This is a genomic window from Rhizobium sp. Root491, assembly GCF_001427205.1.
Lineage (GTDB): Bacteria > Pseudomonadota > Alphaproteobacteria > Rhizobiales > Rhizobiaceae > Agrobacterium > Agrobacterium tumefaciens.
This window is the reverse complement of the sequence record NZ_LMFF01000001.1, coordinates 471453-493831: the sequence shown is the minus strand read 5'-3', so window position 1 is coordinate 493831 and position 22379 is coordinate 471453. Positions and strand designations below refer to the sequence as shown.

General features: G+C 58.8%; 21 protein-coding genes and 1 pseudogene. 11 read left to right on the top strand and 11 right to left on the bottom strand.

Features of this window, described 5'->3' with window-relative positions; all coding sequences use genetic code 11:
- Positions 1-27: 27 nt before the first annotated feature.
- The gene (locus ASD46_RS02445) at positions 28-1326 is read right to left on the bottom strand and encodes an Hsp70 family protein (protein ID WP_003512167.1); all 1299 of its coding nucleotides are present in this window, start codon (positions 1324-1326) and stop codon (positions 28-30) included.
- 299 nt (positions 1327-1625) lie between these two features.
- On the opposite strand from ASD46_RS02445, the pseudogene ASD46_RS02440 reads away from it, so the two are divergent.
- Positions 1626-2602 (top strand): annotated as a pseudogene (locus ASD46_RS02440) (diguanylate cyclase domain-containing protein).
- Positions 2603-2624: 22 nt separating this feature from the next.
- On the opposite strand, the gene ASD46_RS02435 reads toward ASD46_RS02440, so the two are convergent.
- On the bottom strand, positions 2625-3413 hold the full coding sequence (locus ASD46_RS02435; protein ID WP_013635763.1) for an SDR family oxidoreductase: 789 nt from the start codon (positions 3411-3413) through the stop codon (positions 2625-2627).
- 143 nt (positions 3414-3556) lie between these two features.
- On the opposite strand from ASD46_RS02435, the gene ASD46_RS02430 reads away from it, so the two are divergent.
- Both ASD46_RS02430 and ASD46_RS26200 read left to right on the top strand, forming a co-directional pair.
- A complete protein-coding gene (locus ASD46_RS02430; RefSeq protein WP_013635764.1) occupies positions 3557-4477 on the top strand; it encodes a cation diffusion facilitator family transporter in 921 nt (306 codons plus the stop codon).
- 165 nt (positions 4478-4642) lie between these two features.
- Complete coding sequence (locus tag ASD46_RS26200; RefSeq protein WP_075807494.1) at positions 4643-5185, top strand: DUF488 family protein; 543 nt, start codon at positions 4643-4645, stop codon at positions 5183-5185.
- Here the strand turns inward: ASD46_RS26200 and ASD46_RS02425 are convergent.
- Entirely contained in the window at positions 5139-5948 is an 810-nt protein-coding gene (locus tag ASD46_RS02425; RefSeq protein WP_060641835.1) for a hypothetical protein, read from the bottom strand. The genes ASD46_RS26200 and ASD46_RS02425 overlap by 47 nt on opposite strands.
- Positions 5949-6498: 550 nt before the next feature.
- Here ASD46_RS02425 and ASD46_RS02420 point away from each other — a divergent pair.
- Together ASD46_RS02420 and ASD46_RS02415 are read left to right on the top strand one after the other, a co-directional pair.
- On the top strand, positions 6499-8163 hold the full coding sequence (locus ASD46_RS02420; protein WP_025592880.1) for an electron transfer flavoprotein-ubiquinone oxidoreductase: 1665 nt from the start codon (positions 6499-6501) through the stop codon (positions 8161-8163).
- Positions 8164-8465: 302 nt separating this feature from the next.
- The gene (locus tag ASD46_RS02415; protein WP_013635767.1) at positions 8466-9206 is read left to right on the top strand and encodes a pentapeptide repeat-containing protein; all 741 of its coding nucleotides are present in this window, start codon (positions 8466-8468) and stop codon (positions 9204-9206) included.
- Positions 9207-9261: 55 nt separating this feature from the next.
- Here the strand turns inward: ASD46_RS02415 and ASD46_RS02410 are convergent, their stop codons facing one another.
- Positions 9262-10278: a zinc-binding alcohol dehydrogenase family protein gene (locus ASD46_RS02410; RefSeq protein ID WP_025592882.1), complete on the bottom strand. Its 1017-nt coding sequence runs from the start codon at positions 10276-10278 to the stop codon at positions 9262-9264.
- 103 nt (positions 10279-10381) lie between these two features.
- Between ASD46_RS02410 and ASD46_RS02405 the strand changes: the two genes are divergently transcribed.
- Positions 10382-10771: a winged helix-turn-helix transcriptional regulator gene (locus ASD46_RS02405; RefSeq protein WP_013635769.1), complete on the top strand. Its 390-nt coding sequence runs from the start codon at positions 10382-10384 to the stop codon at positions 10769-10771.
- 120 nt (positions 10772-10891) lie between these two features.
- Entirely contained in the window at positions 10892-11728 is an 837-nt protein-coding gene (locus ASD46_RS02400; protein ID WP_003512187.1) for an undecaprenyl-diphosphate phosphatase, read from the top strand.
- Between the two features lie 68 nt (positions 11729-11796).
- Here ASD46_RS02400 and mgtE read toward each other — a convergent pair whose 3' ends face one another.
- Positions 11797-13170: a magnesium transporter gene (mgtE, locus tag ASD46_RS02395; protein ID WP_013635773.1), complete on the bottom strand. Its 1374-nt coding sequence runs from the start codon at positions 13168-13170 to the stop codon at positions 11797-11799.
- Between the two features lie 286 nt (positions 13171-13456).
- Complete coding sequence (locus ASD46_RS02390) at positions 13457-14701, bottom strand: MFS transporter (RefSeq protein WP_013635774.1); 1245 nt, start codon at positions 14699-14701, stop codon at positions 13457-13459.
- Positions 14702-14936: 235 nt separating this feature from the next.
- Here ASD46_RS02390 and ASD46_RS02385 point away from each other — a divergent pair, with 235 nt between their 5' ends.
- The 3 genes from ASD46_RS02385 (at position 14937) to ASD46_RS02375 (ending at position 17961) form a co-directional block, all read left to right on the top strand.
- A complete protein-coding gene (locus ASD46_RS02385; RefSeq protein WP_013635775.1) occupies positions 14937-15845 on the top strand; it encodes a diacylglycerol/lipid kinase family protein in 909 nt (302 codons plus the stop codon).
- A gap of 210 nt (positions 15846-16055) precedes the next feature.
- Positions 16056-17432 (top strand): aspartate aminotransferase family protein, encoded by a 1377-nt coding sequence (locus ASD46_RS02380; RefSeq protein ID WP_025592886.1) that lies wholly within the window; start codon positions 16056-16058, stop codon positions 17430-17432.
- A 58-nt stretch (positions 17433-17490) separates the two neighbouring features.
- Positions 17491-17961 carry an OsmC family protein gene (locus tag ASD46_RS02375; RefSeq protein WP_025592887.1) on the top strand — a complete coding sequence of 157 codons (471 nt, stop codon included), beginning with the start codon at positions 17491-17493 and terminating at the stop codon, positions 17959-17961.
- A gap of 212 nt (positions 17962-18173) precedes the next feature.
- On the opposite strand, the gene amn is transcribed toward ASD46_RS02375, so the two are convergent.
- From amn to ASD46_RS02355, 5 genes are all read right to left on the bottom strand, one after another.
- A complete protein-coding gene (gene amn, locus ASD46_RS02370; protein WP_003512205.1) occupies positions 18174-19679 on the bottom strand; it encodes an AMP nucleosidase in 1506 nt (501 codons plus the stop codon).
- 102 nt (positions 19680-19781) lie between these two features.
- The gene (locus tag ASD46_RS27420; protein ID WP_003509979.1) at positions 19782-19955 is read right to left on the bottom strand and encodes a hypothetical protein; all 174 of its coding nucleotides are present in this window, start codon (positions 19953-19955) and stop codon (positions 19782-19784) included.
- Positions 19956-19965: 10 nt separating this feature from the next.
- Positions 19966-20148 carry a hypothetical protein gene (locus ASD46_RS27310; RefSeq protein WP_013635780.1) on the bottom strand — a complete coding sequence of 61 codons (183 nt, stop codon included), beginning with the start codon at positions 20146-20148 and terminating at the stop codon, positions 19966-19968.
- Positions 20149-20307: 159 nt separating this feature from the next.
- Positions 20308-20904 (bottom strand): hypothetical protein, encoded by a 597-nt coding sequence (locus ASD46_RS02360; protein WP_025592889.1) that lies wholly within the window; start codon positions 20902-20904, stop codon positions 20308-20310.
- Positions 20905-21025: 121 nt separating this feature from the next.
- A complete protein-coding gene (locus ASD46_RS02355) occupies positions 21026-21364 on the bottom strand; it encodes a DUF2147 domain-containing protein (RefSeq protein ID WP_003512209.1) in 339 nt (112 codons plus the stop codon).
- A gap of 481 nt (positions 21365-21845) precedes the next feature.
- Here ASD46_RS02355 and ASD46_RS02350 point away from each other — a divergent pair, with 481 nt between their 5' ends.
- Positions 21846-22112 (top strand): sel1 repeat family protein, encoded by a 267-nt coding sequence (locus tag ASD46_RS02350; protein ID WP_003496982.1) that lies wholly within the window; start codon positions 21846-21848, stop codon positions 22110-22112.
- Positions 22113-22379 lie beyond the last annotated feature (267 nt).

Genomic DNA, 22379 nt, shown 5'->3' with positions numbered 1-22379 from the left:
ATGTTCCCCGCCCGGGGAACCCGTAAATCACGCTGTCCAGCGCTGAATGTCACCGCTTTCGCCGATCATGGCCAAACCATGGGCAATCGAGAGCAACTCGCCGCCGGTTTCGATCCGGTCCGCGTCGAAACGACGGGTGAAAAGCTCGCGCACCGCCGGCACGAAGGAGGTGCCGCCGGTGAGGAACACCTTGTCGATTGCCTCAGGCGCGACTTGCGTCTTCTCCAGAACCTCGTCCAGCGCGCCCTCGATCTTGGCGAGGTCGTCGGCGATCCAGTTGTTGAAGTCGCTGCGCTTGACCATTTTGCGGCCGGCCTTGCCGAGCGGCGCGAAGTTGAATTCCGCTTCTTCGGCCGAGGACAGCGCCATCTTGGTGGCGGAAATCGACTGATAAAGCGGATAACCCTCGTCATGCTCCACGAGATCGATGAAGAGTTCGAGCTTGTCCGGCTCCAGCGCCGAGCGCACCAGCGATTTCAGATCGGTGAATTCCTTCGAGGTCTTGAAGATAGACAGCTGGTTCCAGCGACCGAAATTCACGTAGTAGCCGGAAGGCACGTCCAGCACCTTGTCGAAGCTCTTGAACTTGCTGCCCTTGCCGATTTCCGGCGAGACCAGATTGTCGATCATGCGGAAGTCGAAATGGTCACCGGCGACACCGACGCCGGAATGGCCGATGGGGGTGGCGGAGAGCTTGCCGGCATGGGTCTCGAAGCGGATCAGCGAATAGTCGGTGGTGCCGCCGCCGAAATCCGCCACCAGCACATTGGCGTCCTTCTTCAGGCTCTGGGCGAAATAATAGGCGGCCGCCACCGGCTCGTAGACATAGTGGATTTCGGGAAAACCGGCACGCGTCAGCGCTTCGTTGTAGCGGGAGAGCGCCAGCGTCTCATCCGGATTGCTGCCGGCGAAACGCACGGGGCGACCGGCGATGACGGTCGAGACGTCGCTTGGCCACTCTGCGCCCGCATAGGTTTTCAGCTTGCGCAGGAACACGTCCATCAAATCCTCGAAGCTCTGGCGCTTGGCGAAGATCAACGTGCCCTGGAAGAGCGGCGAGGCCGCAAATGTCTTGATCGACTGCAGGAAGCGGCAATCGCCCGCATTGTCGATGAATTGCCTGATGGCTGCGTGGCCCGCTTCCACGTGCAGGGCAGCCGCACCAAGGCCCGAATCCTTCATGAAGGAGAGCGCGGTGCGCATGCTGTCATCCGTGCCCGCGCTGCTGGTAAACTGCATGGAGCGGCTTTCGCCGCCGCCGTCGGAAAGAGCCATGACCGTGTTGGTCGTGCCGAAATCGAGGCCCAGTGCCCGCTTTTGCGTCATCGCCATATCCTTGTCGCCGATAGAAATGCTCGCCCGGCCCAAAGGCGGCCCGGCGTGAGAATAAGGGACGCATTTGGCATCCCGATGTCAGAGGAGGGCGGTTGATTGCACAGGCCCGGCAGAATGGCAAGCGCCACTTCTCGGTTTATTAAAACATTAGAATAAAGTAATTTTCCGTTATAAATACAGTTTTGCGATGCAAATTAAATATTTTTTCGCAATCGCAAAGTATAAATAAAGGCTATATCCTCAGGGAGCTTTCTTAATTGTAGCTGTCGCGTTGTAACCCGGAAGTCCAGATGTCCCGCAAGCAGGCATGTTCCGCCCTCCAAGATGTGCCGCCCGGGCCGGAGGTCCTCATTCGCGGCGACGTGGATATTTTCCATTCTCAGCTTATGAACCTCATGGCGTCATCGCAGCAGGGTTATGCCCTTTTCGATGGCAGCGATGACTTGCGCTTTGCCAATGCGGCCTTCCGCGAGGCGCTGGGCATGGCTCCGGACGGTTTTCCGAGCTGGATGGAGCTGATGCGCGGCGGGTATCGCAGCTCGACAGGAACGGCGGTCGAAACCACCGATTTCGAACTGTGGTTGCGCTCGGCGCGGACAAGGCGCGGCAAGTTGCCTTACCGCACCATCGAAACCAGCCTGAACGATGGACGCTGGATGTTGACGACGGAAACGACGCTGCCGGGCGGCTGGATGTTGTGTGTCGTGACCGATGTTTCCGAGCTTGGCATCCAGTTGCGCGATCTGCGGCAGGAGCGCGACAGGGCGCTGAAATCGGCGCTGAGCGACGAACTCACGGGCCTCGGCAACCGCCGCTATGCCATGGATATCCTCAACCAGATGCTTGGCCCCAACAAGGCGCAGGCGCTTGCGGTGATCATCATGGATATCGACCATTTCAAGGCGGTGAACGACCGTTTCGGGCATGCCTGCGGCGATCTCGTCCTTAAGGATTTCGCCACCCGGCTTTCCGCCGCGATCGCCGGGACGATCTGGTGGGGCGGATCGGCGGTGAGGAGTTTTTGCTCGTTCTCAGCGGTTCGCGAATGCTGAGCGCGGAAAGCACCATGCAGAAGCTGCTGGCGACGTTGACCGAGGCATCGCCGCTGAGCGATGTGCCGGATTTCCGTTACAGCTGTTCGGCTGGCATTGCCTTTGCCGATCCCGGCGAGAGCGCGAGCGATGTGCTGCGCCGCGCCGACACGGCACTCTACGAAGCCAAGAATACCGGCAGAAACCGCTTCGTAGTCTACGGAGCGGCCTCTTGACCGCTCCGGCGTGTAACCGGCGTCAGTTCGATTTCGCCGCGCCGCCATCCACCCGCAGCATTGTGCCGGTGATGTAGCTTGCCGGAACCGAGCAGAGGAAAGCCCCGGCGGCGGCGAATTCTTCCACCGTGCCAAGCCTGCCTGCCGGAATGCTCTTGACCGAAGCCTCGCGGATTTCCTCCATGCTTTTACCCAGGCGCTTGGCATTGGCGCCATCCAGCTCGTCGATGCGGTCGGTATGGATGCGGCCGGGCAGAAGAAGGTTGGACGTGATGCCGAAACCGGCCACTTCGCTCGACAATGTCTTGCTCCAGCCCACCAGCGCCCCACGCAGCGTGTTGGAGAGCGCCAGATTGGGGATGGGTTCGAACACGCCGGAGGAGGCAACGGTCAGGATGCGGCCAAAGCCCTGTTCCTTCATCTGCGGCAGCAGCGCATTGGTGAGCGTGATGACGCGCAGCACCATCGACTGGAAGAAGCTCTCCAGCTTCTCGGTCGTGATCTCCTGCGCAAGACCCGGCGTCGGCCCACCGGTGTTGTTGACGAGAATGTCAATGCCGCCGAGCTTGTCGTTCACGGCCTGAACCATGGCCTCGACGAAATTGTCATCGCCAAGATCGCCCCGCACCCAGTCGGCCTTGCCCTTGCCGAGTGCATTGATCGTCTTGCAGTTCGCGTCCAGCTTTTCGCTGCTTCTGCCAACGAGAAGAACATTCACGCCTTCATTCGCCAGCGCCGTGGCGATGCCCAGCCCAAGGCCGCGAGAGGAGGCGAGAACGAGGGCGCGTTTGCCGGAAATGCCGAGATCCATGGGTTTTGTCCTGTCTTGTTTGCAGCGGATCAAAGAATCGAAGCGTGACTACAGGCGAAAACCTTCCACAGTTTTCGCTATCCCGCTCCATCTGTGCTGTTTATAGGAAGGCGGCGCCCGCTTTTGAAGGTTAAATACGCGTCATGACCGAACAATCTCTGCTGAAATTCTCAATTGCCATCACGGTTCTTCTGGCCGCGTTCGGCATTGGTGCAGGCCTGTTTTCCGGCTCTTTCGCGGTGGTGTTCGATGGCGTTTATGCCCTGACGGATGCCTTCATGACGGTGCTGGCGCTACTGGTGGCGCGGCTGATCGCGGCTTCCGCCGCCCCACGGCCCGGTGGCCGGCTGGCAGAGCGTTTTACCATGGGCTTCTGGCATCTGGAGCCGATGGTCCTCGGCCTCAACGGCACGCTTTTGATGGGCGCTGCGATCTATGCCCTGATCAACGCCATCGACAGCCTGATGGACGGCGGCCGATCGATCGAGTTCGATTACGCCATCATCGTCACCTTCGTCAGCTTTGCCGTTTCGCTCGTCATGGCATGGTTCGTCAAACGCCAGAACCGCAGACTGAAATCGGCCTTCGTGGCGCTGGACGCCAAAAGCTGGCTGATGAGCGCGCTCCTGAGCGCGGCCCTGTTCCTCGCCTTCGCCATCGGCTACGGGCTGACGGGAACGGCGCATCAGTGGATCGCGCCCTATATCGACCCCGCCGTTCTGGCGCTGGTCTGCCTCATCATCATTCCCATGCCGCTCGGCAATGTGAAGCAGGCGCTCGCCGACATCCTTCTGGTGACGCCATTTGAATTCAAGCAGCATGTGGACAGGGTAGCGGCCGAAACCGTCGAAAAATTCGGCTTCGCCTCGCACTATTCCTATGTCGCCCGCGTGGGCCGAGGCCGCCAGATCGAACTCTTCTTCATCGTCCCGAAAAACTGGCCACCCCGGCGTCTCGAAGAATGGGACGCGATCCGCGACGAGATCGGCGATGCACTCGGCGGCGAGGGGACGGATCGGTGGCTGACGATTGTGTTTACGACGGATGAGGAATGGGCGGTTTGATGCGGATAATGCCATGCGTCGGCCTGGCGCAGTTTAATTTGACTGTAGATGATAAAATCCACTTCCGCCTCTAGCGGCTTCGCACTTGATGGCGTATCGAAGCGCCTCTCTACGCAAGCGTCGAGCCAGCTAGGCCTCATAAGCTGAGTAGAAAAGGAGCACGTGATGAAGATAGTCTACACGATCGGTTACGAGGGTACTGATATCGAACGTTTCGTGGAGACGCTCACCACTGTCGGTGTCGAAGTTGTCGCTGACGTCCGAGCAGTTCCACTGTCTCGAAAGAAGGGCTTCTCGAAGAATTCGTTACGAGAACATCTGGAATCCGCTGGGATCAAATACCTAGCCATGCAAGAGCTTGGAGATCCGAAGGAGGGAAGAGAGGCGGCTAAAGCAGGGAATTTTGACAGTTTCAGGACAATCTATAGCGCGCACGTTGATAAATCAGAATGCGCCGCTGCTGTTGAAAAGCTCGTGGCGCTGTCTGAAGAAAAGGCTGTCTGCCTTCTCTGTTTTGAACGCGATCCGAAAACTTGTCATCGATTCATCGTGGGAGAGCGGATGAGTGTCTTTGGCTACGAAATGGTTCATCTTTTTGGAGACGACGCAACTCGCTATCTTCGAAATAAGTCTAAGATGCCGAAGCGGTCACAACCTCCGTCTAGAACAGTTCTGTCTGCATCTGATGTGGCGGGTAGATCAAGCTGATAATCAGCCACTGATCCTGAAACCGATGTTGGTTTCCCATTAACAACATTAAATCTTTTGAAGGTATCTTCTTCTCAAGTTGGTCACGGAAGTGCTGCTCCCAACCGTCACCGTGCGAACGATGACAATTCCAGTATAGTGCCCCGATTTCCCAATCTACGAGTTTGTGCTTGAATACCTTTGCAGTAGCGCCTTCATGGCATTCGTATCTGTAGTAGAAATCGAACGGCAATTTCCTAAGAGTTCTGATCGACCGCTTATCATCGTCGTCGAAGAGACCACCTTGCTTCTGTTCCTGCACAAGCTTTGCCAACTCGTCGTCAGTCCATTCAGGGTCGGACACACGTTCAATTTCAAGGCCTATGATGCGTGTAGGCCTTAGTATGGCCAGTGAGAGACGGCCCGCAGAGCGATCGGCCTCGATGTCATCAAAGTGCGGATAGACTTTGATAGGTGACAACAGGCGTCTCCGTTCAGCCCAATCTTTGCCAGGCGCGACTACTTCGCCTCCGTTGATTGTATCGACTTTAATGGTGAAGCTTTCTGGTCTATGGTCTTTCTTAGCTTTCTCGACTTTGGCCTTGATCCATTGCCATTTTTTGAACTGCTGATCCTTTGCGATTAGGCGAAATGGTACAGGGAATAGGCGTACAAGCTTACCGCTCTCGTCCATTCCGGCTACGCAGGTTGTCTCCGCGTACTTACCGCACGGTGAAGGATAGGTCTTGCAGAGGATGAGAATGCGGGTGTCTACAATCGTCATCGTATATTCCGGGGGCGGATTTGCCCGTGAATCACCTTAGATGCTTGTGATTGCGCCACCAGTATCAACTGAAGTCAATCCAGCGTTGCCAAAGTATATAAAAAATACAACTATTTCTTTGTATGGCAAGAAGCCAGGGTTAGCTGACCTTGCTTGGCTGAAGCGTGCCTTCGGGTCAGGTAAAAGACGTGATAGGTGGCAGCACGTAGAAGAACACGCCAATTGCAATCCGGTCTAGGACAAGACTAGCGACGCTTGCCGTATGCCAGCTATCAAGGATCGCCCTTGACGCCCACCCAAGCAACTCCTATTCTCAATCTTACGTGCACGTAAAAGTAATAAAATACTCATCAGGTTGTCTGACAATTGAGTGGCGTGCGACATGTTTTGCCGCTATGGAAGCTCGACAAAGCCGTCGTGCTTTGCGAAGACAGGCTAGGGCGAATGTGTTGTCGCAGACGGGCTTTTCGGCCGGTGCAGGCAACACGGTGCGAATGCCGGAAGCGGATATAACAACAGCCGGATGGGACCGGCGAGGTGAGAGGGCAAGATGACGGAAGCGATGGAACTGCCGGAACGCGAAGCGATGGAATTCGACGTTGTGATCGTCGGTGCGGGTCCTGCGGGCCTTGCCGCCGCGATCCGTCTGAAGCAGGTCGAGCCGGAGCTTTCGGTCGTCGTTCTGGAAAAGGGTGCTGAAGTCGGCGCGCATATTCTCTCAGGTGCCGTGGTTGATCCCATCGGCATCGACCGGCTTCTGCCCGGCTGGCGTGAGGAAGAGGGACATCCCTTCAAGACCGAGGTCAAGGACGACCAGTTCATGTTCTTAGGCCCTGCGGGCTCCATCCGTCTGCCGAACTTCATGATGCCGCCGCTCATGAACAATCACGGCAATTACATCGTCTCGCTTGGGCTGGTCTGTCGCTGGCTGGCGGAAAAGGCGGAAGCGCTCGGCGTCGAGATCTATCCGGGCTTTGCCGCCACCGAAGTGCTTTATAATGAAGAAGGCGCAGTGATCGGTGTCGCCACCGGCGATATGGGCATCGAGAAGAACGGTGAACCCGGCCCCGCCTTCACGCGCGGCATGGAGTTGCATGGCAAATATGTGCTGATCGGCGAAGGCGTGCGCGGTTCGCTCGCCAAGCAGCTGATTTCCAGGTTTGAACTTTCGAAAGATCGCGAACCGCAGAAATTCGGCATCGGTATCAAGGAACTCTGGCAGGTCAAGCCGGAACACCACAAACAGGGCCTCGTGCAGCACTCCTTCGGCTGGCCGCTCGGTTTCAAGACCGGCGGCGGCTCGTTCCTCTATCATCTGGAGGACAATCTCGTTGCCGTCGGCTTCGTGGTGCATCTCAATTACAAGAACCCCTATCTTTATCCTTTCGAGGAATTCCAGCGCTTCAAGACGCATCCGGCCATCCGCGACACTTTCGAGGGCGGCAAGCGCATTTCCTATGGCGCGCGCGCGATTACCGAGGGCGGTTACCAGTCGGTGCCGAAGTTGACTTTCCCCGGCGGCGCGCTGATCGGCTGTTCGGCCGGTTTCGTCAATGTGCCCCGCATCAAGGGCAGCCACAATGCGGTGTTGTCGGGCATGCTGGCGGCGGAAAAGATCGCCGCGGCTATTTCCGCCGGTCGCGCCCATGATGAAGTGGCCGAGATCGAGGCGGAATGGCGTGACGGCGATATCGGCAAGGACCTGAAGCGTGTGCGCAACGTCAAGCCGCTGTGGTCGAAGTTCGGCACGCTTGTTGGCGTCGGCCTTGGCGGTCTCGACATGTGGACCAACCAGCTGTTCGGTTTCTCCGTTTTCGGCACGCTGAAACACGGCAAGACGGATGCGCAGAGCCTTGAGCCGGCCTCCAAACACAAGCCGATCGCCTATCCGAAACCGGACGGCGTTTTGACCTTCGACCGGCTGTCATCGGTGTTCCTGTCCTCCACCAACCATGAGGAAGACCAGCCGGTGCATCTTCAGGTGAAGGATATGGACTTGCAGAAGCGTTCCGAACACGACGTCTATGCCGGTCCCTCGACACGTTATTGTCCTGCCGGCGTTTATGAGTGGGTGGAGAAGGACGGCGAGGAGGTCTACGTGATCAACGCGCAGAACTGCGTGCACTGTAAGACCTGCGATATCAAGGATCCGAACCAGAACATCAACTGGGTGCCGCCGCAGGGTGGCGAAGGGCCGGTTTACGCCAATATGTGATCGCGGTGCTGGTCTGCCGGCAACCTTCGTCTTGCCCGGGCTTGCCCCGGGCATCTGTAACCGATTGATTTCACGATACGTGGTTGGATCCTCGCGACGAGCGAAAGGATGACGTCGCGTGCGCGAGGCATCGAAAGTCTCGTCCCCCCTAGTATTTGTGGATTGCCCTTCGATTTCTTACATATAGGATGTTGGGGTGTTGTAGCTTTGCTTGGTCCATGGATTGTGGGTCAGGAATGCGGTAACGCCTTGAATGTGCATATGTTGCGTTTGGGCCGTCGCCCGGCGGCAGGAGTGATGGAATGTCCGGCTTTCAGAGGCTGAATATCGTGCGGAATACAAGGATCGTCGCCGGTCTGGCGGCAGGTATGGTAGTTGCCGTTTCGCTCAGTGGCAGCCCGCTGATGGCCGCCAGCTGCCGCGCCGACGCCATGGCCGGCATCGACTGGCGCGAATGCAACAAGCGGCTCCTGATGCTGGGCGGCAGCAACCTCGATTCGGCGATGCTTTACGGCACGGATTTCACCTATACGGATTTGCGCGGCTCCTCGCTGAAGGGCGCCAATCTTGAAAAGGCGAAACTCATCCGGACGGCTCTTGGAGAGGCGAACCTGCAGGGCGCCAACCTGACGAAGGTGGAAGCCTACCGCAGTGACTTTTCCGCCGCCGACGCCACCAGCGCAAAATTCATCAATGCGGAAATGCAGCGGACCAATTTCAACAAGGCCAAACTGGACGGCGCGGATTTTACCAAGGCTGAACTCGGGCGTGCCGAGTTTCAAGATGCCAGCCTGTCCGGCTCGAAATTTTCGCTGACCAATCTGTCGCGTGCCAGCTTCCAGGGCGCAAAGCTCGGCGGCGCGGTGGATTTTGCCAACGCCTTCCTGCTGTTGACCCGCATTGAGGGGGTCGATCTTTCCGCCGCCACCGGCCTTGAGCAGAAACAGATCGACATCGCCTGCGGCGACGCCAAGACAAAACTGCCGAGCGGCCTGACGACGCCTGCCGCATGGCCATGCCCGGAAGATCCGGAAGACGATTGACCGGGAAGGGCGCGCTTTATCAGGCGCGCACCTCCCACTTCGTGTGACGTGTAGATCAAAAGCCCGAAAGCACGATCTTGCCCTTGGCCGTGTTGCTTTCAATCAAGGCGTGGGCCTTGACGAGGTTTGCGGCGTTGATGGTGCCGAAAACCTCGGTCAACGTCGTCTTGATCTTGCCGGCATCAACCAGTTCCGCAACGTGATTGAGCAGCTTGTGCTGTTCGATCATGTCAGGCGTCTGGAATACCGCGCGGGCGAACATCATTTCCCAATGGATTGAAACGCATTTGCGCTTGAACGCCATGGCGTCGAAACCGCCGGCCGGATCGTCGATCAGCGCAAAACGGCCCTGCGGCGCAATGGTCGCCACGCTGTCTGCGGCGTGAATGTCGCTATGGGTGGTCGAGAATACGAAGCCCGGTGCACCAAGGCCAAGCGCTTCCACCTGCGGGGCAATCGGCTTGCTGTGATCGACGACATGATGCGCGCCGAGGTCTTTGGCCCATTGCATCGTTTCCGGCCGCGAAGCCGTGGCAATGACGGTAAGATCGGTCAGTGCGCGCAGAAGCTGGATGGCAATCGAGCCGACGCCGCCGGCGCCACCGATCACCAGAACGGCATTTGCCGCACCCGGAACGGGCTCTGTCACCCGCAGCCGGTCGAACAGCGTCTCGTAGGCCGTGATCGCGGTCAGCGGCAGTGCCGCTGCTTCCTCGAAATTCAGCGACTTCGGTTTGGCGCCGACGATGCGCTCATCGACCAGATGGAATTCGCTGTTGGAGCCGGGGCGGTTGATGACACCAGCGTAAAACACCTCGTCGCCGGGCTTGAACAGCGATACCTTGTCGCCGACGGCTTTCACCACGCCCGCCGCATCGAAGCCCAGCACGCGGGCAGCACCGTTTTCCGGCGCCTGGTTGCGGCGAACCTTGGTGTCAACAGGATTGACCGAAACGGCCTTCACCTCCACCAGAATATCATGCCCCGTCGCCTCCGGCTGCGGCAGGTCGAGGTCGATAAGGGCATCCGTTGCGGTAATGGGCTGGCTCGTCTTGTAACCGATGGCGCGCATGAACAGTCTCCTTTACTTGTTTGCGTGCCTCTTACTTGATACATATGAACATCGATCGCAAGAATGCACATTTTGTGATGATACATACAAAAAGGATACTGTGATGTCGCGACCGCGCGCCAAGCTTACCGGCAATTTTCCGGGCTGCCCGGTGGAGTCTGCCTTGAGTTTTCTCGACGGCAAATGGAAAGGCGTGATCCTCTATCACCTCATCAACGAGGGCACCCTGCGCTTCAACGAGTTGCGCCGCCACATCCCAAGCGTCACCCAGCGCATGCTCACCAAGCAGCTGCGGGAACTGGAAGAGGCGGGCCTGATTTCGCGCACCGTCTTCCCGGTGGTGCCGCCGCGCGTGGACTATGCGCTGACGCCACTTGGCGAAACCATGAAGCCTGTGATCTCGGCGCTGAAAAGCTGGGGCGACGCCCATGTTGTGTGCAAGAACGGCGCGAAATACACCCTTCATCCTGAGCCTGCGGAGAAAGCAGCCTGAAAAACAACGGGTAAAACCAAGCCCTCCCGCACTTCTTTTTCATGGTGCGATGCAACACGGATTTGCCCGGTTTGATGCATAATGCTGCGAATTCGATTCGCAGCAGGGACATCAAATCACATGAGCATCGGTTGGTTGGAGGCCGGATTTCTCGGCCTTTTGCAAGGACTTACGGAATTTCTTCCGGTTTCTTCAAGCGCGCATCTGAGGATAGCCGGGGAGTTTCTGCCCTCCGGTGCGGATCCGGGTGCCGCCTTCACGGCGATTACGCAGATCGGCACGGAAGCGGCGGTGCTGGTCTATTTCTGGTCCGATATCATGCGGATCGCCGCCGCCTGGCTCCGGCAGAACCTTCGCCTCGGACCCTATGACAAGTCCGATGCGCGGCTTGGCTGGCTGATCATCGTCGGCTCGGTGCCGATCGTGCTGCTCGGCCTGTTCTTCAAGGATGCCATCGAGCATTCGCTGCGCAATCTCTATATCACCGCCGTAATGCTGATTGTCTTCGGCATCATTCTCGGCGTCGCCGACAGGATCGGCAAGAAGCGCTACAAGCTGAACCAGCTGATCTGGCGTGATGGCATCCTGTTCGGTTTCGCGCAGGCCATGGCGCTCATCCCCGGCGTCTCGCGCTCGGGCGGCACCATCAGCGCCGGCCTGCTCTTAGGCTACACGCGCGAGGCGGCCGCACGATATTCCTTCCTGCTCGCCGTTCCCGCCGTCTTCGGTTCCGGTTTCTACCAGCTGTTCAAAAGCATCGGCGAGGAGAACCCTGTAGGCTGGGGCCAGACGGGGCTTGCAACCCTGATCGCCTTCGTCGTCGGATACGCCGTGATCGTCGTCTTCCTCAAGCTGGTCTCCACCAAGAGCTACATGCCCTTCGTCTGGTACCGGGTGGTCATCGGGGTCATTCTTTTGGGACTTCTCGGAACGGGCGTTATCAGCGCTGGCGGTTGAGGGGCATTTGCCCTGTCGAAAACTCTGCAAATGAAAAGACCCGCTCTTTCGAGCGGGCCTTTTGTGTTTCAGAGCAGCGTGCCGCTGAGGATCACCAGCGCCACCGAGAAGTAGATGACGAGGCCGCTGACATCCACCAGCGTGGCGACGAACGGCGCAGATGCGCTGGCTGGATCCAGCCGCAGACGCTGCAGCAGGAATGGCAGCATGGAGCCAGCCAGCGAGCCGAAGGTGACGATGCCGACGAGTGCGGCAAAGACGGTAGCGCCCACCAGCAGCCAGTGGTCGCCATAATCATAAAAGCCTGCCTGCTGCCAGATGGTCAGACGCAGGAAGCCGATGGCGCCGAGAATGCAGCCGAGCGTCAGGCCCGTCGGGATTTCCCGCAGCAGCACCCGCCACCAGTCCGAAAGCTTCAGTTCGCCGAGCGCCAGCGCCCGGATGATGAGCGAGGTGGCCTGCGAACCGGAGTTGCCGCCTGATGACATGATGAGCGGAATGAACAGCGTCAGGACGACGGCTTTTTCCAGCTCGCCTTCAAAATGCTGCATGGCGCTTGCCGTCAGCATTTCACCCAGGAACAGGGCAGCCAGCCAGCCTGCGCGCTTGCGGATCATGTCCGGAAAGCCCATTGCCATATAGGGCTTGCCGAGTGCTTCCATACCACCGAACTTGTGAGCGTCTTCCGTGGTGTCGGCGATCATGGTGTCGATCACGTCGTCGACCGTGACGATGCCGAGGATATGCGAATGATCGTCAACGACGGGAAGCGCCAGAAGGTCGTGCTTGCGGATGAGCCGGGCAACATCCTCCTGCGACATCAAGGGGCTGGCACAGACGATGCCTTCCTTCGATGCGACGGAGAGAATGGAGGCGCCGGCCTCGCCGGTCAGCAGGCGACGCAGCGTCACGACGGTGGACAGCGTTCCGTCCTGCGCCAGAACATAGATGGCATAGACCGTTTCACGCGACCGCTCGACGACGCGGATGTGCGAAAGGGTCTGTTCCACCGTCCAGTTATCCGGCACGCTGACGAATTCCGTGGTCATGATCGAGCCGGCGGTGCGCGGCGGATAACCCATCAGATGTTTGATGGAGAGCGCGGTCGTGCGATCCAGCCGGGAAAACAGCTTTGCGCGCGGCTCTTCGTCCATTTCCGCCATGACGTCGGCAACGCGGTCGTCTGACATCAGGTTGACGAAGCGGGCGGCCTGGTCAAGCGGAATACCGGCAATGATGGCGGCTGCGTCATGCAGTTCCGGCCGGTCGAGAATGGCGACGGCCTTTGCCTGCGGCATGGCGAGCAGGGCGGCGACTGCCTCATGCGTATCGAGTGTGTTGAGGTGCTCGACGCGTTCTGCAATGGTGGTGGAACCGGCATTTCCGCTGCGGAGAAGACGTGCGGCCTTGCTGGCTCTCTGGGAGAGGGTGTGGAAGTTCATGATTGCTCACCTTTCCGTCGATTCGCCGATTACGACGAACGCGGTTGTGAGCCGACAGGTGCCGGATCAGTTCCCGTTCGCCGCTTTCGGCAAAGGCAATCGACTACTACTGTCGCTAGACATCAAATGATGCTCCGTTAAAATCCGCGCTGTGCCGGGTCACGGCCTGCGCGTAACGCCGTGTTGCGCCCGAAACCAAAAAGAGTCAAGCGAGCCGATCGTGAAATTTCCGTAAGGTTTATTGCAGGTGCCGGAACGGGTGTTCCGGCCGCTGAAAAACCGGCTTTCAGCCGGCTTTTGCGCGCCGTTCGACGGTGACGGACACAAGGAAAACGCCAAGCCCGAGAAGCGAAAGAACAGCGCCCACATAACCGGTGGAGGCATATCCATAGCCCATGGCGATGACCATGCCGCCAAGCCATGCGCCGAGCGCGTTGGCGATGTTGAAGGCGGAGTGGTTGGAGGCAGCCGCAAGCGTCTGCGCATCCGCTGCCACATCCATCAGCCGCGTCTGCACGGCGGGGCAGGCGGCAAAACCGCAGCCGATCAGGAAGACGCAGAGACACATCATGAACGGGTCATGCGCCGTCATGCCGAACACGGCCATGACCACCACGTTAAAGGCCAGCATGCCGCCGATCGTGCCGTTGAGCGAGATATCGGCCAGCCGCGAGCCGACCACATTGCCGACATTCATGCCGATGCCGAAGAGGGCGAGGACCATGGAGACGGTGGAAACCGGCATCATCGCGACATCGGTGGTGGTCTTGGCGATATAGCTGAAAACCGAGAACATGCCGCCGAAACCGACCGACGCGATGGCGAGCGTCAGCCATACCTGCACGCGGCGGAAAGCCCCGAGTTCACGCCAAACGCTGGCACCTTCCTCTACCCTGTCGCGCGGCTGGAACAGCCACAGCAGGGCGACGGTCAACAGCCCGATGCCGCCGACCAGCATGAAGGCCGCGCGCCAGGAAAGCATCTGCCCGAAGAAAGTGGCAAGCGGCGTTCCAAGCAGCGTGGCGATGGTGAGGCCAAGCATGACGCGGCCAACGGCGCGGGCACGTTTGTGGATTGGCGCCATGGAGGCGGCCACCAGCGCTGCAACGCCGAAATAGGCGCCGTGCGGCAGGCCGGTGATGAAGCGCAGCACGGTGAAGCTCAGGAAATCAGGTGCGACGGCGCTCAAGATATTGCCGAGTGCGAAAAGTCCCATGAGCCCGAGAAGCAGGGTGCGCCGCGTCATGCGTGCAGCCAGCACCGCGATGATGGGAGCGCCGATGACGACACCCAGCGCATAGGCCGTGATGACGTAACCTGCCTGGGGCACCGTGACGCCATAGGTCGTTGCGACGTCAGGCAGCAGGCCCATGATGGCGAATTCGCCGGTGCCGATGCCGAAACCGCCGGCGGCAAGCGCCAGTTCGATGAGTGCGACGGCAAACGGCGTCAGTGCCACGGCAGGCCTTGCCGCAACAACGGTTTCACTCTCCGCCTCGAGGCGGGCTTCCGACAAATTCGAATGGCTCATTGCGACCTGAAAAGGGGGAGGACCCCACAGAAAAAAGGGCAAGACCGTATGGGAACGGCCTGCCCTGACTGGAGATGCGCGGTCATGAAAATGACCTTAAGTGATATCTAACATGAAATGATGCATTGCGGTAGAGCGATTCTCGGCAAAAGAGCATCTTCACGCGATGGTGTTTGGAACCCTATATAACCCCAAGCATTTACGCGCGGCTGCCTCACAGGATCAGGTTGGAAATATGAAGCTCATTGCAATTTTCAATCGTGACGGCGGCACCTTCCGCACCACGGATATGGATGCCTATTGCGACCACGCCCGCGAGGTCTTTTCCCGCGCCGGCCACACAATCGACTGCCGCGTGGTTTCCGGCAAGGAAGTCGTCGAGGAGATGGAACGCGCCGCCGATGAGCCTGATATCGAAGGCATCATTGCCGGCGGTGGTGATGGAACGATTTCGGCCGCTGCCGGTATCGCCTGGAAACACGGCATCGCGCTCGGTATCGTACCGGCCGGCACCATGAACCTGTTCGCCCGCTCGCTGAAGCTGCCGCTCGATATCCGCCACGTCCTGGAGACACTGGCGAATGGCGAGATCGCCAATGTCGATATCGCCAGCGCCAACGGCCGTCTTTTCGTCCACCAGTTTTCCGCAGGCCTGCATTCGCGCATGGTGCGCTATCGCAACAACCTCGCCTTCGCCTCCCGCCTTGGCAAGATCAAGGCAAGCGTCCGCGCCGCCATCAGCGTCATTCTCAATCCGCCGGTCTTCGAGGTGGAATATACGGTCAATGGCAAGACGCAGCGCCGCAAGGTGTCAGCAATTTCCGTCTCCAACAATGAATTCGGGCAGAACTCGCTTCTGGTCGCGGATAATGTCTCGGGCGGCCATCTCGGCTTCTATCTCACCGATCCCCTGCGCCCCTCGGGCGTCGCAAGGCTCGCTTTCGACATCCTGCGCGGCAAGCTGAAGGAAAACGCTGCTGTAACGGCCACGACCGTCACGGGTGTGGAACTTCATTTCCCCAAGAAGCGCCATGACGTGCGTTGCGTCATCGATGGCGAATTGCTGCCGATGGAGCGCGACGTGGCACTTGAAGTCCATGCCGGCGAATTGAAGGTGCTGGTGGGGCGAGGGGTCTTGGCGTAGCGCACCACCTCCATAACGGTGCAATCGAACCTGCTTCAAGATAGCGGCGCATTTTTTCTCCCCGGCGGGGAGAAGAAACAAGCGGCAAGGCCGAGTCATCGTCTCGATCGCCCAAAAAACGCCAGTCTTGCCAAATCGAAGCCGCCCGGCCATGTTCGGTTGGGTGCGGCTCCGGAAGGCGCCGTCGTCTTTGCGGGAGTGCGATCTGTCATGAATGAAGTCTCCAAGCCGGCGTCCAACCTTGCCGCCATCGATGCCGCCCATCACCTGCATCCCTTTTCCGATATGGGTAAGCTGAACGCGAGCGGCACCCGCATCATCGAGCGTGCAGAAGGCGTCTTCATCTATGACAGCACCGGCAAGAAGTATCTCGACGCCTTTGCCGGACTGTGGTGCGTCAATATCGGTTACGGACGCCGCGAGATCGCCGATGTCGTGCAGCGCCAGATGAACGAACTGCCCTATTACAACGCCTTTTTCGGCACTACGACACCATCAGCCACACTTCTGGCTCAGAAGATCGCTTCCCGTGCCGGGCCGAAGATGAACCATGTGTTCTTCACCAATTCCGGTTCGGAAGCCACCGACACCTGGTTCCGCATGGCACGGGTCTACTGGAAGGCGCTCGGCCATCCGACGAAGACCAAGGTGATCGCTCGCCGCAACGGCTATCACGGCTCTACGGTCGCCGGCGCTTCGCTCGGCGGCATGAAGTGGATGCACGAGCAGGGCAATCTGCCGATCGAGGGTATCGCCCATATCGGCCAACCCTATTGGTATGCGGAAGGCGGCGATCTCTCACCCGCGGAATTCGGCCTGAAGGTGGCCCGCGAACTGGAAGCGAAGATAGACGAGCTCGGTGAAGAGAATGTCGCGGCTTTCGTGGCGGAACCCATTCAGGGCGCCGGTGGGGTCATTGTGCCGCCGGAAACCTACTGGCCGGAAATCGCCCGCATCTGCAAGGCGCGCAAAATTCTGCTGGTGTCCGACGAGGTGATCTGCGGTTTCGGCCGCCTCGGTTCCTGGTTCGGCTACCAGCATTTCGGCGTGGAGCCGGACCTCGCGCCCGTCGCCAAGGGCCTGTCATCCGGTTATCTGCCGATTGGCGGCGTCCTCGTTTCCGACCGCGTGGCGGATGTGATGTTGTCCGAGGTCGGTGATTTCAACCATGGCTTCACCTATTCCGGCCACCCCGTCTGCGCCGCGGCTGCTCTGGAAAATATTCGTATCATCGAGGATGAGGGGCTGGTGGAACGGGTGCGGGATGATATCGGCCCTTATTTTTCGCAAGGCTGGAAAAGCCTCACCGACCACGAATTGGTGGGTGAGGCAGTGAATGTCGGCCTCATGGGTGGCCTGCAGCTTGCAGCCGACAAGGCGACCCGCAGGCGTTTTGCCAAGCCGGATGACATCGGCACCGCCGTGCGCAACCATTGCCTGGCAAACGGCCTCGTCATGCGTGCCACCGGCGACCGCATGCTGGCCTCACCGGCGCTGACGATCAGCCGCTCGGAGGTGGACCAGATCATCGAGACTCTGCGCAAGGGGCTCGATCACCTGCGCGATACACCAGAGCATTTCCAATAAAAGCGCGTAGTTGTTTTACGTGCGGGAAATGCGACAAAAAACTCTAAGGGAGAATGAAATGGCAGGACAGGAACATCACTATGCCGTTCAGGTGAAGTGGACAGGCAATCGCGGCAAGGGTACCTCGGGCTACCGTGACTATGAACGCGACTACACGATTTCCACGTCCGGAAAAGCGGATATCGCCGGCTCTTCAGATCCCGCCTTTCGCGGCGATGCCTCCCGCTGGAACCCGGAAGACCTGCTGGTTGCCTCGCTCTCGGCGTGCCACAAGCTATGGTACCTGCATTTCTGCTCCGTCAACGGCATCATCGTTGAAGACTATGTCGACAATGCCGAAGGCACGCTGGTTATGGAAAAGGACGGCGCCGGGCAATTCAGCGAGGTAGTGTTGAAACCGGTCATCACCATCTCGAAGGGTGATCTTGCGCGGGCTGATGAGTTGCACCACGATGCCCACGACAAATGCTTCATCGCCCGGTCGGTGAATTTTCCCGTGCGTGTGGAGGGGACGGTGAAGGTGGTTTGAGACGGATGTAGTTGCTTCCCCAGCGCGCGTAGCGGATTATTTTGCTCGGCCCAAATTCAACGTCATCCTCGGGCTTGACCCGAGGATCCATAGTCGACCGGTGGTGGATCCTCGGGTCAAGCCGGAGGATGACGACGGAGAGGTTTCCAGCCTTTGCAGCGCCTCAAGGTGTCTGAGCAACATCACCACCTTGAGGACATGGATGCGCAAATTTACTGGAATGCCGTCTCGTAGAAGCTTCTGAGCTTGCGCGAATGCAGCGTTTCCGTTGGCATGGCGGCGAGTTTCTGCACGGCGCGGATGCCGATCTGCAGATGCTGGGCAACCTGCGTGCGGTAGAACTCCGTCGCCATGCCCGGCAGCTTCAATTCGCCGTGCAGCGGCTTGTCGGAGACACAGAGGAGGGTGCCGTAGGGCACGCGGAACCGGAAGCCGTTGGCCGCGATGGTGGCCGATTCCATGTCGAGTGCGATGGCGCGCGATTGCGACAGGCGCTTGACCGGGCCCGCCTGGTCGCGAAGCTCCCAGTTGCGGTTGTCGATCGTGGCGACGGTGCCGGTACGCATGATGCGCTTCAGCTCGAAGCCCTCGTAACCGGTGACTTCCGCAACCGCACCTTCCAGCGCCAGCTGTACTTCCGCCAGAGCAGGAATCGGCACCCAGACCGGCAGGTCGTCGTCCAGAACGTGATCCTCACGCACATAGGCGTGTGCCAGCACATAATCGCCAAGGCGCTGGCTGTTGCGCAGGCCGGCGCAATGGCCAACCATCAGCCAGGCATGCGGGCGCAGCACGGCGATATGGTCGGTGATCGTCTTGGCGTTGGAAGGGCCGACACCGATATTGACCAGCGTAATGCCGGCATGGCCCTTTTTCTTCAGGTGATAGGCTGGCATCTGCGGCAGGCGGCCAAGCACCGCATCCGTGTCCGGCCTGTCGGAACCGGCGGGGGTGATGATGTTGCCCGGCTCCACGAAGGCCGTGTAGCCTTCGCCACCATTCTTCATCAACTGCCGCGCCCATGCGGCGAATTCGTCGATATAGAACTGGTAGTTGGTGAACAGCACGAAGTTCTGGAAATGGCTGGCGCTCGTTGCCGTATAATGGCTGAGGCGGGCCAGCGAATAATCGATGCGCTGCGCGGTGAACGGCGCAAGCGGCGCGGGTTCGCCGGGCACCTGATCATATTCGCCATTGGCAATGAGATCGTCGGTGTTGTTGAGATCGGGCGTGTCGAAAAGATCGCGCAACGGCACGTCGGACAGCGAGGATGCCGCCGCCGCCTCGACATAAGCGCCTTCGCCAAAGGCGAAATGCAGCGGAATGGGCGTGGCCGATTCGGCAACCGTCACCGGAACGCCGTGGTTCTTGATCAGAAGCCCCAGCTGCTCTTTCAGGTAGTGGCGGAAAAGCTCCGGCCGGGTGATTGTCGTCGTGTAGACGCCGGGGGAGGTGACATGGCCGTAGGAAAGGCGCGAATCGACATGACCGAAAGTGGATGTCTCGAGGCTGACCTGCGGATAACAGGCGCGGTAGCGGCCGGTAATCGGCGCACCCTTGGCAAGTTCGGTGAAGGAGTTGATGAGGAACGCCGTATTGCGTTCGTAAAGCGCGGTCAAAGCCTCGACAGCTTCTTTCGGGTCCGTGAACGTCTGCGGCGCGAAAGGCTCGGGGCTGATGAAGGAGAAGGGCGGAATCGTTCGTTTTGCTATTGTCATGGCCCATTATAGGAGGCCTATTTCGACAGGCAAGCGACAGAAATACGAAGAAACTGAAAAGAAACGGAAAAATGGCTGCGGCAAAGGGCAGGCGGTGAAATCTCAGCCGAGCGCGCCGCGTTGCAGGCTCATCAGCAGCACGAAACCGGCGCCCTTTGATGCCGGGCGGGGATCTGCCTTGTAAACTGCAAGCCCCGCCACCGGGCCTAGAAAGATCGATGCCATCAGCACCAGTCTCAGTGCGGAAAACAGGCCGTTGGAAAAGCTCGTCGTCATCGGCCGGTCCTCACAGCACGACGGGGCAATTGGCGGCCGGTGCCGGGCTGTGCTGGCAGGCAAGCGCCGCACCCGCATTAACCCGCTGAAAGCTGCGGTTGGGATTAACGACGAGCGAGGCGAAGGACATGGCGAAGATCGCCATGAGAAACGCGAAGATTGCCAGCCGGCTGATCAACTTTGTCATGTCCATTCCCCTTTATTGGAGTTCATGGACAGAGTTTTGCCACACTCGGACTGAACGGACCCTGAGACCCCGGTTCATATGGTGTTCAGGGAGATTAACGGGATACTTCCAGTGTGAATTAGGGCGGTGGATGGCTTCAGCGGCCTCAAATTGCCTGCTTTTGCATCACGCCGGAGAGGCTACCGCACGGGCTGTGAGTTCGTTGACGAGGCCATCGAATGCTTGGGGATTGGCGATGTCAACGATCGGGACGTGATGGTGTCGCGCGGATGCCAGCATTTCGGTATTTTCGCGCAAGGACCGCTCAATGAAGGCGTCCATGATCCGGCGCTGGCCCGCCGTCGCATCTTTATATCCCGCATGCGCGCGCATTCTGTCGGAGAGAAAGTCATTCTGTGCGTGAAGAAAGATCCCGGCTACCGTGCTGCCCAGCAGGGGCGCTATAAATTCCGGCCGCAAGGCCGCGCCCTCGAAGACGACGATATTGCCGGTGCCTGTCTTGCTGTCGATCAGCCCGCGCACAAGCGGCCAGATATTCTGGTGATGCACCTTCAGAAACCAATGGATCGTTTCTGCCGACAGCTGCCTGTAATATTCCTCCACAGGCGCGGGTATGCCCGGCCATGGCCTCCCGGGGTGGCGTGCCAGGCTGTCGGTTGAAATTGCCTCGCAGTGGAGCTTTTCGCTTAACAGGCCGGCTAGGGTGCTTTTGCCGACATGGGACGTACCCGAAATCAGGATTATGGAAAGGGTGGCAGGCATGCGTCGCTCTTAAGAGTGTTCGTTCGGGCCGTGACGATACATCAACGGATATATGCGTTACACACGACGGCCGTCTGCGACGACGGACAGGCTGTTACAAGCCTGTCCGCCGCATCTTATCTCACAACCGCGTCCAGGTCTGCGATTTGCACAGGATTTTCAGCACGCAGCCCTTCATGCTCAGCGAATTGCCGGAAACGGTGCCGGAGCCGCTATAGGTCTTGTCATTGGCGGGATCGGTAATATCGCCCGAATAGCTGTTTCCCTTGCCGGAAAGCTTGCCGATCTGTTTTCCCGCATGTTTGCCTGTCTTCAGCGTCACGCAGAAAGCTGCGCCGCAGGGGCCGATTACGGCTGTCTCGCCGCTCGCCGTCTTCCAGTTGCCTTCAATGGGCTCAGCAGCAAAAGCAGGGTTGCTGCCGATCAGCAGGCCTGCAGCAATCATCATCACACGCTTCATAAAAACTCCTCCGTCCATGTCGCGCTTTCTTTGCCCGTTTCGTCCTCCGCACGGGCATGCGGATAGTATTTGACGTTCACGTAAAAGGAAACAGAAAATTCCAGCTGCGAGACTGCATTTGCGTCGGTCAGGAGAGTGGGAGAGGGGCAATTCGAAAAACCGTTGTTTGGATCGTGGTGAATGAAGGGTTGAAATCCAATTCTAAAGTTTTCGTAAAATTCGCTCGAAAGTCCTTAATTTCCGCACCTCGTGATATTTAACAAAAACCCAATTTTACCAATCGTTTGCAGTTTGTTTGCGGCCCATTAATCATGCCTTTTAAGCGCCCGTTGAAAGCCTCATGACATATTGGGGTCATCAGAAGCGCAGGGAAAACCTGCCGGCCGGAAGAACAAAAAAGCCGCAAAAGACGGCAGTTCCAAAGGTTAGCCTCGACAAGAAGGCACTTGATGAAACAGGCGAGAAGACAGGGATTAAAACGATGGCACGCTTTGAAATTCGCGATATCGAAATGGCAGTTGCCGGTGGCGAAACCCGCGCCGACACCCTTTGCAATCTCGGCCTGGTCTATGCGACCGGCCGGGGATGCAAGGTGGATCTGGTCGCGGCCCACAAATGGCTCAACATCGCCGCGATCCGCGGATCGGAAAGAGCCGCTTCGCTGCGAGCAGATCTTGCCCGCAACATGACCAAGGCGGAACTGGCCGAAGCGCTGCGTGCCGCACGCGACTGGATGACGATGCACTGACGCACCTTATCCGCGACAGAATTTCCGGTCCGGTTCCCTCCAGTCCCGATGACCGGTACAAACGAAAGTAAACCCGAAGGGGAATGCGGCGAGGGCTTTGAAACGAGCTTTTGCGCTGACACATCAAACCGCGACCGGCAGGAACAAGGCCGGCGCGGTTTTCTTATGTCTGGCGATGTCGGTTGATGGAAAACGATTCGCGAACAGTGGTTTGTCAGAGGATGTTGAATCGATGCACGCAATGGTCGATCGCACCATATGCCGCCT